At 61.3% G+C, this 14142-nt stretch carries 12 protein-coding genes; 7 read left to right on the top strand and 5 right to left on the bottom strand.

Features of this window, described 5'->3' with window-relative positions:
- Nucleotides 1-16: 16 nt before the first annotated feature.
- The 3 genes from ACA041_RS25615 to pcaC are packed head-to-tail and all read left to right on the top strand — an operon-like array spanning nucleotide 17 to nucleotide 2587.
- On the top strand, nucleotides 17-1381 hold the full coding sequence (locus tag ACA041_RS25615) for a 3-carboxy-cis,cis-muconate cycloisomerase (protein WP_497438385.1): 1365 nt from the start codon (nucleotides 17-19) through the stop codon (nucleotides 1379-1381).
- Nucleotides 1382-1392: 11 nt separating this feature from the next.
- Nucleotides 1393-2184 (top strand): 3-oxoadipate enol-lactonase, encoded by a 792-nt coding sequence (gene pcaD / locus ACA041_RS25610; protein ID WP_497438384.1) that lies wholly within the window; start codon nucleotides 1393-1395, stop codon nucleotides 2182-2184.
- Nucleotides 2185-2194: 10 nt separating this feature from the next.
- Nucleotides 2195-2587: a 4-carboxymuconolactone decarboxylase gene (pcaC, locus tag ACA041_RS25605; RefSeq protein ID WP_497438383.1), complete on the top strand. Its 393-nt coding sequence runs from the start codon at nucleotides 2195-2197 to the stop codon at nucleotides 2585-2587.
- A gap of 192 nt (nucleotides 2588-2779) precedes the next feature.
- On the opposite strand, the gene ACA041_RS25600 is transcribed toward pcaC, so the two are convergent.
- The 4 genes from ACA041_RS25600 to ACA041_RS25585 form a co-directional block, all read right to left on the bottom strand.
- Nucleotides 2780-4039: an OprD family porin gene (locus tag ACA041_RS25600; protein ID WP_497438382.1), complete on the bottom strand. Its 1260-nt coding sequence runs from the start codon at nucleotides 4037-4039 to the stop codon at nucleotides 2780-2782.
- Between the two features lie 441 nt (nucleotides 4040-4480).
- Nucleotides 4481-5941, bottom strand: a complete 1461-nt coding sequence (emhC, locus tag ACA041_RS25595; protein WP_497438381.1) for an efflux RND transporter outer membrane subunit EmhC — start codon at nucleotides 5939-5941, stop codon at nucleotides 4481-4483.
- Nucleotides 5941-9102 (bottom strand): efflux RND transporter permease subunit EmhB, encoded by a 3162-nt coding sequence (emhB, locus tag ACA041_RS25590; protein WP_497438380.1) that lies wholly within the window; start codon nucleotides 9100-9102, stop codon nucleotides 5941-5943. The genes emhC and emhB overlap by 1 nt, the downstream gene beginning before the upstream one ends.
- A 3-nt stretch (nucleotides 9103-9105) precedes the next feature.
- Complete coding sequence (locus ACA041_RS25585) at nucleotides 9106-10263, bottom strand: efflux RND transporter periplasmic adaptor subunit (RefSeq protein ID WP_497438379.1); 1158 nt, start codon at nucleotides 10261-10263, stop codon at nucleotides 9106-9108.
- Between the two features lie 265 nt (nucleotides 10264-10528).
- Between ACA041_RS25585 and emhR the strand changes: the two genes are divergently transcribed.
- Nucleotides 10529-11161: an efflux system transcriptional repressor EmhR gene (emhR, locus tag ACA041_RS25580; protein ID WP_497438378.1), complete on the top strand. Its 633-nt coding sequence runs from the start codon at nucleotides 10529-10531 to the stop codon at nucleotides 11159-11161.
- Nucleotides 11162-11331: 170 nt separating this feature from the next.
- Here emhR and ACA041_RS25575 read toward each other — a convergent pair whose 3' ends face one another.
- Nucleotides 11332-11817 (bottom strand): GNAT family N-acetyltransferase, encoded by a 486-nt coding sequence (locus ACA041_RS25575; RefSeq protein ID WP_497438377.1) that lies wholly within the window; start codon nucleotides 11815-11817, stop codon nucleotides 11332-11334.
- 141 nt (nucleotides 11818-11958) lie between these two features.
- Between ACA041_RS25575 and ACA041_RS25570 the strand changes: the two genes are divergently transcribed.
- The 3 genes from ACA041_RS25570 (at nucleotide 11959) to ACA041_RS25560 (ending at nucleotide 14141) form a co-directional block, all read left to right on the top strand.
- Complete coding sequence (locus tag ACA041_RS25570; RefSeq protein ID WP_497438376.1) at nucleotides 11959-12384, top strand: YybH family protein; 426 nt, start codon at nucleotides 11959-11961, stop codon at nucleotides 12382-12384.
- Nucleotides 12385-12483: 99 nt separating this feature from the next.
- Nucleotides 12484-12828, top strand: coding sequence for a YciI family protein (locus ACA041_RS25565; RefSeq protein WP_497438375.1), 345 nt, complete (start codon nucleotides 12484-12486; stop codon nucleotides 12826-12828).
- Nucleotides 12829-12905: 77 nt separating this feature from the next.
- A complete protein-coding gene (locus tag ACA041_RS25560; RefSeq protein WP_497438374.1) occupies nucleotides 12906-14141 on the top strand; it encodes an RNA polymerase sigma factor in 1236 nt (411 codons plus the stop codon).
- Nucleotide 14142 lies beyond the last annotated feature (1 nt).

The following is a 14142-nucleotide window of genomic DNA, read 5'->3' as shown; positions in this document are numbered from 1 at the left end:
CCTCCAGGGACTGTTTATGAACCAGCGACCGGGCAATCAATTGTTCGATGCCTATTTCACTGCCCGCGATATGCGTGACGTGTTCTGCGATCAGGGCCGGGTTCAGGCCATGCTCGATTTCGAAGCGGCACTGGCCCGGGCCGAGGCGCGGGTCGGGTTGATTCCGCCGTCTGCCGTCGCACCCATCGAAGCGGCTTGTCGGGCCGAGCAATACGACTTCGTCGCCCTCGGTGAGGCAATTGCCACGGCGGGTAACTCTGCGATTCCGCTGGTCAAGGCGCTGGGCAAGCAGATCGCGATAAAGCATGCCGAGGCCGAGCGCTATGTGCATTTGGGCGCCACCAGCCAGGACGTGATGGACAGCGGCCTGGTGCTGCAGCTGCGCCGAGCGCTGGCATTGATTGAAAGCGACCTGGCGCAACTGGGAAACATCCTCGCGGCCCAGGCCTCGCGCTACATCGCCACGCCGCTGGCCGGGCGCACCTGGTTGCAACATGCGACGCCGGTCACCCTCGGCATGAAGATCGCCGGTTGGCTGGGCGCCGTGACCCGTAGCCGCCAGCGCCTGCAAGAACTCAAACCGCGACTGCTGGTGCTGCAATTCGGTGGGGCCTCCGGCACGCTTGCCGCCCTGGGCGAACAGGCGCTGCCGATTGCTCAAGCGCTGGCCGAAGAACTGCAACTGACCTTGCCCGAACAACCCTGGCACACCCAGCGCGATCGCCTGGTGGAGTTCGGTTCGGTGCTGGGCTTGATCGCCGGCAGCCTCGGCAAGTTGGGCCGCGACATCAGCCTGTTGATGCAGACCGAAGCCGCCGAAGTCTTCGAGCCTTCGGCGCCGGGCAAGGGTGGTTCCTCGACCATGCCGCACAAACGCAACCCGGTGGGCGCAGCGGTGCTGATCGGTGCCGCGACCCGGGTGCCGGGCCTGCTGTCGACGCTGTTCAGCACCATGCCTCAGGAACACGAGCGCAGCCTGGGCCTGTGGCATGCCGAATGGGAAACCCTGCCGGAGATTTGCTGCCTGGTATCCGGTGCGTTGCAGCAAGCGTTGCTGGTTGCCGGCGGACTGGAAGTGGATGCCGATCGCATGGCCCGCAACCTCGATCTGACCCAGGGCCTGGTGCTGGCTGAAGCGGTGAGCATTGTCCTTGCGCAACGGGTCGGCCGCGACACCGCCCATCATCTGCTCGAACAATGCTGCAAGCGCGCCGTGGCGCAACGACGGCATCTGCGCGCGGTACTCGGCGACGAGCCGCAAGTGACCGCCGAGCTGTCTGCCACTGAACTCGATCATCTGCTGGACCCCGCCCATTACCTCGGTCAGGCCCATACTTGGGTCGAACGAGCAGTGGCTGAACATTCTGCGTTGACTGCCTGAAGGAGATTGCTGTGGCTTTCGTACAACTCGCCGAGGGCGAACTGAACTACCAACTCGATGGGCCGGCCGATGCGCCAGTGCTGGTGCTGTCCAACTCGTTGGGCACCGACCTGCACATGTGGGACGCGCAGATTGCGGCGTTCACCGAACAGTTCCGGGTGTTGCGTTTCGACACCCGTGGCCACGGCAAGTCGCTGGTCACGCCGGGGCCCTACAGCATCGAGCAACTGGGCCAGGACGTCCTGGCACTGTTGGACGCCTTGCACATCGAGCGCGCGCATTTCTGCGGCCTGTCCATGGGCGGCTTGATCGGCCAATGGCTGGGGATCAACGCCGGCCAGCGTCTGCACAAACTGGTGGTGTGCAATACCGCGGCGAAAATCGGCGACCCGTCGGTATGGAACCCGCGCATTGAAACCGTGCTGCGTGACGGCGCTGCAGCGATGGTCGCGCTGCGCGATGCCTCGATTGCGCGCTGGTTCACCGCGGATTTTACCGAAGCCAATCCCGCAGCGGCGAAGAAGATCACCGATATGCTTGCGGCCACCTCGCCTGAAGGCTATGCCGCCAATTGCGCCGCCGTTCGCGATGCCGACTTCCGTGAACAGCTGTCCTCGATCAAGGTACCGTTGCTGGTCATTGCTGGCACCGAAGATGCGGTTACGCCGCCAGCCGGTGGGCACTTCATCCAGGAGCACGTGCAGGGCGCCGAGTACGCCGAGTTCTACGCCGCGCACCTGTCCAACGTCCAGGCCGGCGCTGCGTTCAGCGAACGGGTACTGGCATTTTTGTCAGCTCGTTAAGGGGATTGTCGTGGACGAGAAACAACGTTACGACGACGGCTTGAACGTCCGTCGCGCGGTACTCGGTGACGCCCATGTCGACCGCAGCCTAAATGCCCTGACCGAGTTCAACTCGGAGTTTCAGGAGATGATCACCCGCCACGCCTGGGGCGACATCTGGACCCGCCCGGGCCTGCCGCGCCACACTCGCAGTCTGATCACCATCGCCATGCTGATCGGCATGAACCGCGAGGGTGAACTCAAACTGCACCTGCGCGCCGCCGCCAACAACGGCGTGACCCGCGGCGAGATCAAGGAAGTGATCATGCAGAGCGCGATCTACTGCGGCATCCCGGCGGCGAACGCCACAATCCACCTGGCGGAGTCGGTGTGGGACGAGTTGGGGGTCGAGTCGCGGGAGTGATCCTGGTGATTTGCGGTGCCTGAGCTGGCCCCTTCGCGAGCAGGCTCGCTCCCACATTTAACCGAGTCCTTCCAGAAAGAATGCGGTCGAAAGTGGGAGCGGGCTTGCTCGCGAAGACGGTCTGACAGCCAACATCTCTGCTGAATGATAAATCGCCATCGCGAGCAAGCCCGCTCCCACAAGTTCGTGTGTTTACAACAAGCTGATCGGATAGCTGACGATCACCCGGTTCTCATCGAACTCGTTATTGCTGAAGTCGCGGCGGATGGTCGAGTTACGCCATTTGAGGTTCAGGTCCTTGAGCGCTCCGCTCTGTACGGTGTAGCCCAGCTCACTTTCGCGACCCCATTCCTTACCGTCGGTGAGGGTGCCGGTGTGCACGTTGTCGCCGCTGATATAACGGTTCATCAGGGTCAGGCCCGGCACTCCGAGTGCGACGAAGTTGTAGTCGTGGCGCAGCTGCCAGGACTTCTCCCTGACGTTGTCATAGCTGGCGTTATAGCTGTCGTTGGCCAGGGTGCCGCCGCTGGTGCCGTTGACCCGCATCCAGGCATTGTCGCCGGTGAGCTTTTGCAGGCCGACGTAGAAGGTGTGGCCGCCGTATTTGGCGGAGAACATGCCTGACCAGGTCTTGTTATCCAGCTCACCGGCCCGGGCGCTGCCGTCATCCTTGCCGTAGAAGAAACCGAGGTTGGCGCCCAGGGTCCAGTCGCCAATCGGCTGGCTGTGGACCAGATTGACGTATTGCTGGCTGTAAATGTCCTTGAGTTCGGCGTTCCACAGGCCGATCTGGGTGCGTTTGTCGTTAAACAGGTATTCGCCGCCCTGGAAGTTGAAACGGTCTGAAGTGAAGGCGACTTGGCCAGTCATCGACATGTCGCCCATGCTGCTGTCGTCCCGCGGGCTGTTGGCGCGGAACTGGCCGCCGTAGAGGGTCAGGCCGTCGATTTCCCTCGAAGTGATCTGGCCGCCGCGGAACGTTTGCGGCAGGGAGCGGCCGTCGTCGGAGCGCAGGATCGGCAGCACCGGCATCCATTCGCCGACCTTCACTTCGGTCTGGGACAGCCTGGCCTTGAACGCCACGTTGGTGCGACCGAAGTTGTCCGCCGGGCGACCGTCGCTGTCCAGCGGCAGCAATTGCGTGCCGCCAGTGCCTTTGCCGCCGTCGAGTTTCACCGAATACAGCCCCAGTACATCCATGCCGAACCCGAGGGTGCCCTGGGTGAACCCGGACCTGGCGTCGAGGATGAAGCTTTGCGTCCATTCTTCGGCCTTGCCCTGAGCCCTGGTCGGGTTGGTGAAGTTGCGGTTGATGTAGAAGTTGCGCAGGTTCAGGTTGACCTTGGCCCCTTCGACAAAACCCGATTCCTGTGCCGCGGCGGGCAGGGTGCTGCTGGCCAGAGCGATGGCGATCAGGCTGGGGAAAAAATACGGCGCGGTGGAAGGCGTCATGGGCTCGGTCTCTCTGATTTTTGGAGATGAAACGGGGCGATGCCGCAACCTGGGGTTGCAGTCCAAAGATTCGAAATCGGGAACAGCAGGGCGGGATCAGCCGGAGAGGGCAGGGCGCTGGGACATGGTGTCGAACCTGTTGTTATTGGTTTTGTGGGGCGAATGGTGCGGGGAATGTACTAGTTAGTTCAATCAGACAAAACGGGTTTTGGGCGATAATCGAACGTAAGATTGACTGAATGTTATGTGTTGCTTGCACTGGCCCCATCGCGAGCAAGCTCGCTCCCACTGGGTCCGAGCTGCACATACGCGTTGTGAACCCCGCTGAACCTGTGGGAGCGAGCTTGCTCGCGATGGGGCCAGTAGGGCCAGCACAACTTTTCCCGCAGCCAACAAAAAGCCCACCAAAAAGGTGGGCTTCCAGTTTTTTTCACCGCGCTATCAGAACAACTTCAGCTTCGGCGCTTCTTCTTTCTGCGGCTCGACTTTCGCGGTCTGCTCGTTCCAGCCACCCCCCAGTGCCTTGTACAAATTCACCGCACTGGTCAACTGCGCCAAACGGTCGGTGATCAGCGCCTGTTGGGCACTGAACAGCTGACGCTGGGCATCGAGGAAGGTCAGGTTGCTGTCGACGCCGATGCGGTAACGACGCTCGGCCAGGCGGTAGTAGTCCTGGTTGGCGGTGACGAAGTCACGCTGGGCCTGCAGCTGCTCGGTATAGGTCTGGCGGGCAGCCAGGCCGTCGGCGACTTCCTGGAAGGCCGTTTGAATGGACTTCTCGTAGTTCGCCACGCCGATGTCTTTCTGGATTTTCGAGTAATCCAGGCTGGCGCGCAGGCTACCGGCGTTGAAGATCGGCAGGTTGATCTGCGGCTGGAACAACCAGGTGCCCGAGCCGCCCTTGAACAGGCCGGACAGGTCCGGGCTCAGGGAGCCGGCATTGGCCGTCAGGCTGATGCTCGGGAAGAACGCAGCCCGTGCCGCGCCGATGTTGGCGTTGGCCGCCTTGAGGTTGTACTCGGCCTGGAGGATGTCCGGACGACGTTGCAGCAAGTCCGACGGCAGGCCGGGCGGAACTTCGCTCAACAGATCGTCGGACAGCGGCTTGGCGGCTTGCAGGTTGGCCGGGATACCGGTGCCTAGCAGCAACACCAGGCTGTTTTCATCCTGGGCGACCTGACGGGTGTACCGGGCCAGTTGCGCCCGGGCGTTTTCCACCGAGGTACGCGACTGGGCCAGGTCCAGGGCCGATGCCACACCGACTTCGTTGCTGCGCGCGGTGAGCTTCAAGCTCTCCTCGAACGCACCGAGGGTGTCCTGGGTCAGTTTGCGCAGCTCTTTGTCAGCCTGCCAGGTCAGGTAAGCGTTGGCCACGCTGGCCACCAGGCTGATCTGCGTGCTGCGGCGTCCTTCTTCAGTGGCGAAGTACTGCTGCAGGGCTTCTTCGCTCAGGCTGCGAACCCGACCGAACAGGTCGAGTTCATAGGCGCTGATGCCGACCGTGGCCGAGTAGGAACTGGTGATGCCCGCTTCGCCCGTCTGCGAAGCCCGTGCCGGGACCCGCTGCCGGCTGCCGGTGCCATTGGCCGACACCGCCGGGAACAGGTCCGCACGCTGGATGCGGTACTGCGCCGCGAAGGCATCGATGTTCAGCGCCGCGACCCGCAGGTCACGGTTGTTCTCCAGGGCGACCTGGATCAGCTGCTGCAGTGCAGGGTCATGAAAAAACTGCTTCCAGCCCTGTTCGGCGGCGGCCTGGGCAGGCGCCTGGGCCGGCGAATACGCCGGGCCCTGCGGGTACTGCCCTGCCACCGGCGCTTCAGGCCGCTGATAATCAGGTATCAGTGAGCAACCGCTCAGCACCAGGGCCGCGATTGCGATGGAGAGTAGCGACTTGCTCATTAGCCAGCCTCTTTAGAAGGTTCGAGAGCGTCATCCTGGTCAGCGGTTTTGCGCTGCCCAATGGCCGACACAGTGACGAAAAACAATGGGACCCAGAAGATCGCCAGGATCGTGGCCGTGAGCATACCGCCAATCACCCCGGTACCGATCGCATGTTGGCTACCTGAACCTGCGCCCGTGGAGATGGCCAGTGGTACCACACCGAGCACGAAGGCGAGCGAGGTCATGATGATCGGTCGCAAACGCATCCGGCAGGCTTCGATCGCCGCATCGCGCAGGCTACGCCCTTGTTCATGCAGTTCCTTGGCGAACTCGACGATCAGGATGGCGTTTTTCGCCGCCAGGCCAATGGTCGTCAACAGCCCCACCTGGAAGTACACGTCGTTGGACAGGCCGCGCAGGCTGGTCGCCATCAGCGCGCCGATGATCCCCAGCGGCACCACCAGCATCACCGCGATCGGGATCGACCAGCTTTCGTACAACGCCGCCAGGCACAGGAACACCATCAGCAGCGACAACGCATACAGCGCAGGCGCTTGCGAGCCCGACAGACGTTCTTCGTACGACAGGCCGGTCCAGGAAATACCGACACCGGCCGGCAACTTCTTGGCCAGGGCCTCGACTTCGGCCATGGCTTCACCGGTGGAATAGCCGGGCGCCGGGGCACCGAGGATTTCCATCGCTTCCACGCCGTTGTAACGCGACAGCTTCGGTGCACCGTAGATCCATTCACCCTTGGCGAAGGCCGAGAACGGAACCATGGTGCCGGCGCTGTTGCGCACATACCATTTCTTCACGTCTTCAGGACTCATGCGTGCACCTGGCTCGCCTTGCACGTAAACCTTCTTCACCCGACCGCGGTCGATGAAGTCGTTCACGTAGCTACTGCCCAGGGCAATCGACAAGGTGTTGTTGATGTCGGTGAGGGTCACGCCCAGGGCGCTGGCCTTCTCGTCATCGATTTCCAGCTGATATTGCGGTTCGTCGTTCAGGCCGTTGGGACGCACTTGCGAGAGGATCTTGCTCTGCGCTGCCATGCCGAGGAACTGGTTGCGCGCTTCCATCAACTTGTCGTGACCGATACCGGCGCGGTCCTGCAGGAACACGTCGAAACCGGTGGCGTTACCCAACTCCAGAACCGCCGGCGGTGCGAATGCAAACACCATGGCGTCACGGAAGGTGAAGAAGTGCTGCTGCGCCCGGGCCGCGAGTTTGAACACGCTGTTGTCAGCGTTACGCTCGTCCCAGGGTTTGAGCATGATGAACGCCATACCCGAACTCTGGCCACGACCGGCGAAGTTGAAGCCGGTCACGGTAAACACCGAGGCCACTGCATCGCCTTCACCGCCGTCCGCGCTCGGTCGCAGCAGGAACTCACGCATCTCGTCCACCACCACCTGGGTGCGCTGGGCACTGGAGCCGGCCGGGGTCTGCACCTGGGCAAACAGTACGCCCTGGTCTTCTTCCGGCAGGAACGCCGTTGGAATGCGGGTGAACAGCCAGATCATGCCGACCACAATAATGATGTATGCCAGCAGGTACGGAGCCTTGTTCGAGAGCATGTTGCCCACGCCACGCTCGTAGCTTCTGACACCACGGTCGAAGCTGCGGTTGAACCAGCCGAAGAAGCCGCGTTTGGGCGTGCCGTGCTCGCCCTTGGGAATCGGCTTGAGCATGGTGGCGCACAGTGCCGGAGTGAAGATCAGCGCGACCAGTACCGACAGGGCCATGGCCGAGACGATGGTGATCGAGAACTGCTTGTAGATCACACCGGTGGAGCCGCTGAAGAACGCCATCGGCAGCAGTACCGCCGACAGCACCAGGGCAATACCGACCAGTGCGCCCTGGATCTGCCCCATGGATTTCTTGGTGGCTTCCTTGGGTGACAGGCCTTCCTCACTCATGACCCGTTCGACGTTTTCCACCACGACGATGGCGTCGTCCACCAGCAAGCCGATGGCCAGCACCATGCCGAACATGGTCAGGGTGTTGATGCTGAAACCGAATGCCGCGAGGATGCCGAAGGTACCCAGCAATACCACCGGTACCGTCATCGTGGTGATGACGGTGGCGCGGAAGTTTTGCAGGAACAGGAACATCACCAGGAACACCAGCACGACCGCTTCGACCAGGGTTTCAACCACGCCCTTGATCGATTCGGTCACCACCGGCGTGGTGTCGTACGGGAACACCACTTCCATCCCTTGCGGGAAGAACGGCTTGAGGGTGTCGATGGTCTTGCGCAGGGCTTTTGCCGTGTCGAGGGCGTTGGCGCCGGTGGCCAGTTTCACCGCCAGGCCGGACGCCGGGCTGCCGTTGAACTGGGCGCTGATCGCATAGTTTTCACCACCCAGACCGACATCTGCCACGTCGCCGACGCGCACTTGCGAACCGTCCTTGTTGACCTTGAGCAGGATCGCCTTGAACTGCTCGGCCGTCTGCAGACGGGTCTTGCCGATGATCGTCGCGTTCAGTTGCTGGCCTTGCACGGCCGGCAAACCGCCGAGTTGACCGGACGACACCTGGACGTTCTGCGCCGCGATGGCGGTTTTCACGTCCACCGGGGTCAGGTTGTAGTTGTTCAGCTTGGCCGGGTCGAGCCAGATCCGCATCGCGTACTGGGCACCGAAGACCTGGAAGTCACCGACACCGGCGGTCCGCGAGATCGGATCCTGCATGTTCGACACGATGTAGTTGGACAGGTCGTCCTTGGTCATGCTGCCGTCACGCGACACCACGCCGATCACCATCAGGAAGTTTTTCACTGCCTTGGTCACGCGGATGCCCTGCTGTTGCACTTCTTGCGGCAGCAGCGGGGTGGCCAGGTTCAGTTTGTTCTGGACCTGAACCTGCGCGGTATCGGAGTTGGTGCCCTGCTCGAAGGTCGCGGTAATGGTCATGCTGCCGTCGGAGTTACTTTCCGAAGAGACATAACGCAGGTTATCGATGCCGTTGAGCTGTTGTTCGATCACCTGCACCACGGTGTCCTGCACGGTTTGTGCGGACGCGCCCGGGTAGGTCACCTGGATCGCAATGGCCGGAGGCGCAATGCTCGGGTATTGGTTGATCGGGAGTTTGAGGATCGATAGTGCCCCGACCAGCATGATCACCAGGGCAATGACCCAGGCGAAAATAGGACGGTCGATAAAAAATCTGGACATGGTTTACTCCCCTTTGCCGCTGGCAGCTTTTTCAGCTACCTGTGCGGGGGCCGGGTTCTTGGCGCTGACGTTAGTGGCTTCAGTGGCTTTGACTTCCACTCCAGGCTTGACGTATTGCAGCCCTTCCGTGATCAGGCGATCGCCAGCCTTCAAGCCATCCTCGATCAGCCATTGGCTGCCCACCGTGCGGCTGGCCTTGAGCTGACGCAGTTCGACCTTGTTGTCCGGGCCGACGACCAGTGCGGTCGGGGTGCCTTTGAGGTCGCGGGTCACGCCTTGTTGCGGCGCGAGGATCGCCGCGCTGTTCACGCCGGATTGCAGACGGGCGTGAACGAACATGCCGGGCAGCAGGGTGTGGTTTGGGTTGGGGAACACTGCACGCAGGGTCACGGAACCGGTGGTCTGGTCGACCGAGACTTCGGAGAACTCGAGCTTGCCCGGTTGTTGGTACTCGCTGCCATCCTCGAGCATCAGCTTGACCGCCGCGGCGGTGTCGCCAGCCTTTTGCAGGCGACCGCTTTCGAGTTCGCGGCGCAATTCGAGCAGTTCAACCGACGACTGAGTCACGTCGACGTAGATCGGGTCGAGTTGCTGAATAACGGCCATGGCGTCTGCCTGGCCGTTGGTCACCAGCGCGCCTTCGGTGACCGAAGAACGGCCGATACGGCCCGAGATCGGCGCGTAAACCTTGGTGTAGCGCACATTGATCTGGGCGCTTTGCATGGTCGCTTCCGATTGCAGGCGGTTGGCCAGGGCCGTGTCGTATTCCTGGCGACTGACAGCCTGTTCTTTGACCAGCTGCTGGTAGCGATCCGAGATCGACTTGGTCTGTTGCAGGTTGGCCTGGGCGCTTTTCAGGGTGGCTTCATAAATGGCCGGATCGATCTGATACAGCTGCTGGCCGGCCTTGACGTCGCCGCCTTCCTTGAACAGACGCTTGAGAATGATGCCGTTGACCTGAGGTCGAACTTCGGCGATGCGGAACGCGCTGGTGCGGCCCGGCAGCTCGGACGTAAGAGTAAAAGCTTGGGGTTGCAGGGTTACGACGCCGACCTGAGGGGGCGGTGCGGCAGGCGCCGCCTCTTCCTTTTTACATCCGCTAAGCAGTGTTGCCAAGGCGACGGCGGTGACCAGAGCGGTAACAGCTGGCTTGAATTGCATGAAAATCCTCGGGTCAGGCGCGCAAATCGCGCACAAGAAAGGTGGAAGGTTAAAAATTGTGCGCTGAGTAGATAAGTAGCTTGCTAAGTAATATACTTACGTTCATGGTTGTTTGTAAATAGCTTCGCCGCGTACCCATACCGTTACAAAAGTTGTTCAAGGGTTCGAATTGTAGGCCGGGGATGACGCCTGAGAGCGCTCGCCCCACTTTTATTCAGCTGATATTCAGACATCGCTGAAGCATCCTGATTGAGGTTGTACTGCCATGGTCCGTCGTACCAAAGAGGAAGCTCAAGAAACCCGTAGCCAGATACTCGAGGCGGCCGAAAAAGCCTTTTTCGAGCGGGGCGTGGCGCGCACGACACTGGCGGAAATCGCGACCCTGGCCGGCGTCACGCGCGGGGCCATCTATTGGCATTTCAGCAACAAGGCGGCCGTGGTGCAGGCCATGCTCGACACCCTGCATGAGCCGCTGGATGAAATGGCCAAGGCCAGCGAAAGCGCAGAAGAACTTGATCCGCTGGGTTGCATGCGCAAGCTGCTGATTCATTTGTTTCATCAAGTTGCCCTGGACCCGAAAACCCGACGGCTCAATGAGATTCTGTTTCATAAGTGCGAATTCACCGATGAAATGTGCGACCTGCGCCAGCAGCGCCAGGTGGCCAGTCTCGATTGCAATGTGCGGATCGCCCTGGCCTTGAGTAATGCAGTGAATCGGGGACAGTTGCCGGAAAACCTCGACACAGACCGCGCCGCCATCAGCCTGCATGCGTACATCGATGGCATCCTGTACCAGTGGCTATTGGCGCCCGACAGTTTTCAACTGCACGCCGAAGCCGAGCGTTGGGCCGATACAGGGTTGGATATGCTGCGCTTGAGCCCGAGTCTGTGCAAATAAAACAAAATTCGTAAAGGGAGCCGGTGGTGTCAATCCTCGACAGGGTGACGCCCTGATCCTGGCCTGCGTTGTTGCATTGGGGTGCTTTTATATACGTAGGCCCGCCCGGTTGACAGGCAGCGGGCCAAGTATTTTGTAGGGATTTTGTGTTCAGTGTGTCGCTGAGCCCATCAGAAGACCAGACCCATTCGCCGCTCGTAACCGATCCGGCCCTTGTAGGCTTCGCCACTGTCGACCCAGCCCAGTTTTGCGTAAAGCGCGATGGCCGCTTCGTTGTCGGCATCCACTGACAACTCCAGCCCCTTTATTTCCGGCCAGGCCTGACGCGCCACTTCGGGCAAGGCTTGCAGACAGACCTTGCCATAGCCTTTGCCCTGAGCGCGGCGATCCACTTGCAATGCATGCAGGGTCGCGCTGTGTTCGTCGGCCCACGCCGGCAGCACCGGCGGGCGTTTGAGCAGCAGGAAGGCCACCGGAATACCCTCGGCCAGCAGGGCAAATCCTTTGACGCCGGGGCCGGGCTTTGACAGCAGGGTGTGCAGTGCACCGTGGATGTCGCCGGAGAACCTGATCTGTTCTTTGTGTACTTCAATGGCCTCGATCTGCCGGCGCTGGAGCGCGTTGAGGCTTTCGTAAGGCACGAGTCTGGCTGTCACTGGAGTATCCTTTTTCCATTACCAATTGTTGTCGAATTCTAACGAGTTTGCGCCGATGGATTATTTTTATTTGAGTTGTCGATTTGGCGTTCAGCCAGACGACAAAGGGTGTCTTCACAACAAAAAACACGGAGAACCACCATGAACGCTACCCACGAAATCCAGACCCTGATCGACACCTATCGTCAGGCGGTCATCGCCAAGGATGTCGAGAAAATCATGGCCCTGTACGCCGACGACATCGTCTCCTACGACGCAGTCAAGGCCCTGCAATTTCGGGGCAAGGCCGCCTACCGCGCGCATTGGCTGGAGTGCATGGAAATGTGCCAGGGCGCGCACACGTTCGACTTCGACCATATGAATATCGTGGTGGACGAGCACATCGCCTTCGCCCATTGGCTGGCCCATTGCGGTGGCACCAATGAAAAGGGCGAAACCCAGGCCTGCTGGATGCGCGTGACCGCCTGTTATCGGCGCGAAGCCGGACAATGGCGCATCGTCCACGAACACTGGTCAGCCCCGTTCGACATGATGAGCGGCACTGCGCTGTTCAATCTGGAACCCTGATCCTCGGGCTGTTGATCGGCAAGCCGCGCCAACATGCCAATCTGCAGCCATAGTTGATCAGTTCGATTAGGGCAGAGCCTCAAGAAATGGAGAGCGTCCATGAAATATCTATGCCTGGTCTACAGCAACGAGCTCGAGTTGCACTCGCAGCCCGAAAGCCCGAAAGACGCCGAATGCATGGCCTACGCCGAGTCGATCCAGGGCAGCGGCCGGATGATCGCGGCCGAAGCGCTGGAGTCGGTGCAGACCGCGACCACCGTGCGCATGCGCAACGGGAAAATGTCGATCACCGATGGCCCGTTCGCCGAAACCAAGGAGCAGTTGGCCGGCTTCTACCTGATCGATGCCAAGGACCTCAACGAAGCCCTCCAGGTCGCCGGCAACATCCCGGCGGCCCGGGTCGGTTGTGTCGAGGTGCGTCCCGTTCGCCAGCTGAATCCCTGAACAACCATCAAAAAACAGGAGATCTGCATGAACCCGCAACCTTGTAGCAAGCAGCCTGCCGCAGGCCTGCCGGACTGATGCCTGACGTCTCGGTTACGACTCGGGTCGAGCAGGTCTACCGTGAAGACTCACGGCGGATCCTGGCGACCCTGATCCGCTTGCTTGGCGATTTCGATCTTGCCGAAGAAGCCTTGCACGAGGCGTTTTTCGTCGCGGTCGAGCGCTGGCAGCGCGACGGTGTGCCGGACAATCCGCGTGCCTGGCTGGTGTCCACCGGCCGCTTCAAGGCCATTGACGTGTTGCGTCGGCGTGCGCGGTTCAACGCGTCCCGGCCGATGTTGATCGCGCAACTGGAGGCACTGGAGCAGGCCGACTGGAGTGACGAAGACGTGGAAGACGACCGCCTGCGCCTGATTTTTACCTGCTGTCACCCGGCACTGGCGGCGGACGCCCAGGTGCCGTTGACCCTGCGGGAAGTCTGCGACCTGACCACCGAAGAAATCGCCCGGGCCTTTCTTTCGGCACCGACCACCATTGCCCAGCGCATTGTGCGGGCCAAAGCGAAAATCCGTGACGCGAAAATCCCCTATCAAGTGCCGACCCTGACCGAGTTGCCCGAGCGCCTCGACAGCGTGCTACGGGTGATTTACCTGGTGTTCAACGAAGGCTATTCGGCGTCCGTCGGTGCCGAACTGACCCGTGAGGATTTGACCCGCGAGGCGATACGGCTCGGCAGGTTGTTGGTCGAGTTGCTGCCGGAACCGGAGGTGATGGGCCTGCTGGCGCTGATGCTGTTGCACGAGTCGCGGCGCCCGGCCAGGACTTCGGCGAGTGGTGAATTGATTGTGCTGGATGAGCAGGACCGTTCGTTGTGGGATGCCCGGATGATTGCCGAAGGCTGCACGCTGGTGGAGCAGGCGCTGACCACCGGGCGTTTCGGGCCTTATTGCCTGCAGGCGGCGATCGCGGCGGTGCATGCCGAAGCGCCGACGGCGCAGGAGACGGACTGGCCGCAGATTGTCGGTCTGTATGACGTGCTGCTGCGAGCCCTGCCTTCGCCGGTGATCGAGCTGAACCGGGCGGCGGCGTTGGCCAAGCGGGATGGACCGTTGGCGGGGTTGATCTTGATTGAAGGGATTCTGCAGCGTGGTGAGCTGCTGGATTATCACCTGGCGCATTCGGCGCGGGCGGAGTTTTGTCGGCAGTTGGGGCGGGTGGAGCAGGCGCGCGAGGCTTATCGGCGGGCGTTGGAATTGACGCAGCAGGTGCCGGAGCGGCGGTTTATCGAGGGGCGGCTCAAGGCGATGGAGTGAG

This window comes from Pseudomonas sp. LBUM1676, from assembly GCF_059695605.1.
The sequence above is the reverse complement of the archived record's forward strand: the minus strand, read 5'-3'. Positions and strand labels throughout refer to the sequence as shown.

Excerpts from the sequence above, each read along its gene's own strand:
- ACA041_RS25560 (WP_497438374.1), top strand. The coding sequence starts at position 12,906 with ATGCCTGACGTCTCGGTTACGACTCGGGTCGAGCAGGTCTACCGTGAA.
- emhR (WP_497438378.1), top strand. The coding sequence starts at position 10,529 with ATGGTCCGTCGTACCAAAGAGGAAGCTCAAGAAACCCGTAGCCAGATA.
- ACA041_RS25565 (WP_497438375.1), top strand. The coding sequence starts at position 12,484 with ATGAAATATCTATGCCTGGTCTACAGCAACGAGCTCGAGTTGCACTCG.
- emhC (WP_497438381.1), bottom strand. The coding sequence starts at position 5,941 with ATGAGCAAGTCGCTACTCTCCATCGCAATCGCGGCCCTGGTGCTGAGC.
- ACA041_RS25600 (WP_497438382.1), bottom strand. The coding sequence starts at position 4,039 with ATGACGCCTTCCACCGCGCCGTATTTTTTCCCCAGCCTGATCGCCATC.
- ACA041_RS25570 (WP_497438376.1), top strand. The coding sequence starts at position 11,959 with ATGAACGCTACCCACGAAATCCAGACCCTGATCGACACCTATCGTCAG.
- ACA041_RS25615 (WP_497438385.1), top strand. The coding sequence starts at position 17 with ATGAACCAGCGACCGGGCAATCAATTGTTCGATGCCTATTTCACTGCC.
- emhB (WP_497438380.1), bottom strand. The coding sequence starts at position 9,102 with ATGTCCAGATTTTTTATCGACCGTCCTATTTTCGCCTGGGTCATTGCC.
- ACA041_RS25585 (WP_497438379.1), bottom strand. The coding sequence starts at position 10,263 with ATGCAATTCAAGCCAGCTGTTACCGCTCTGGTCACCGCCGTCGCCTTG.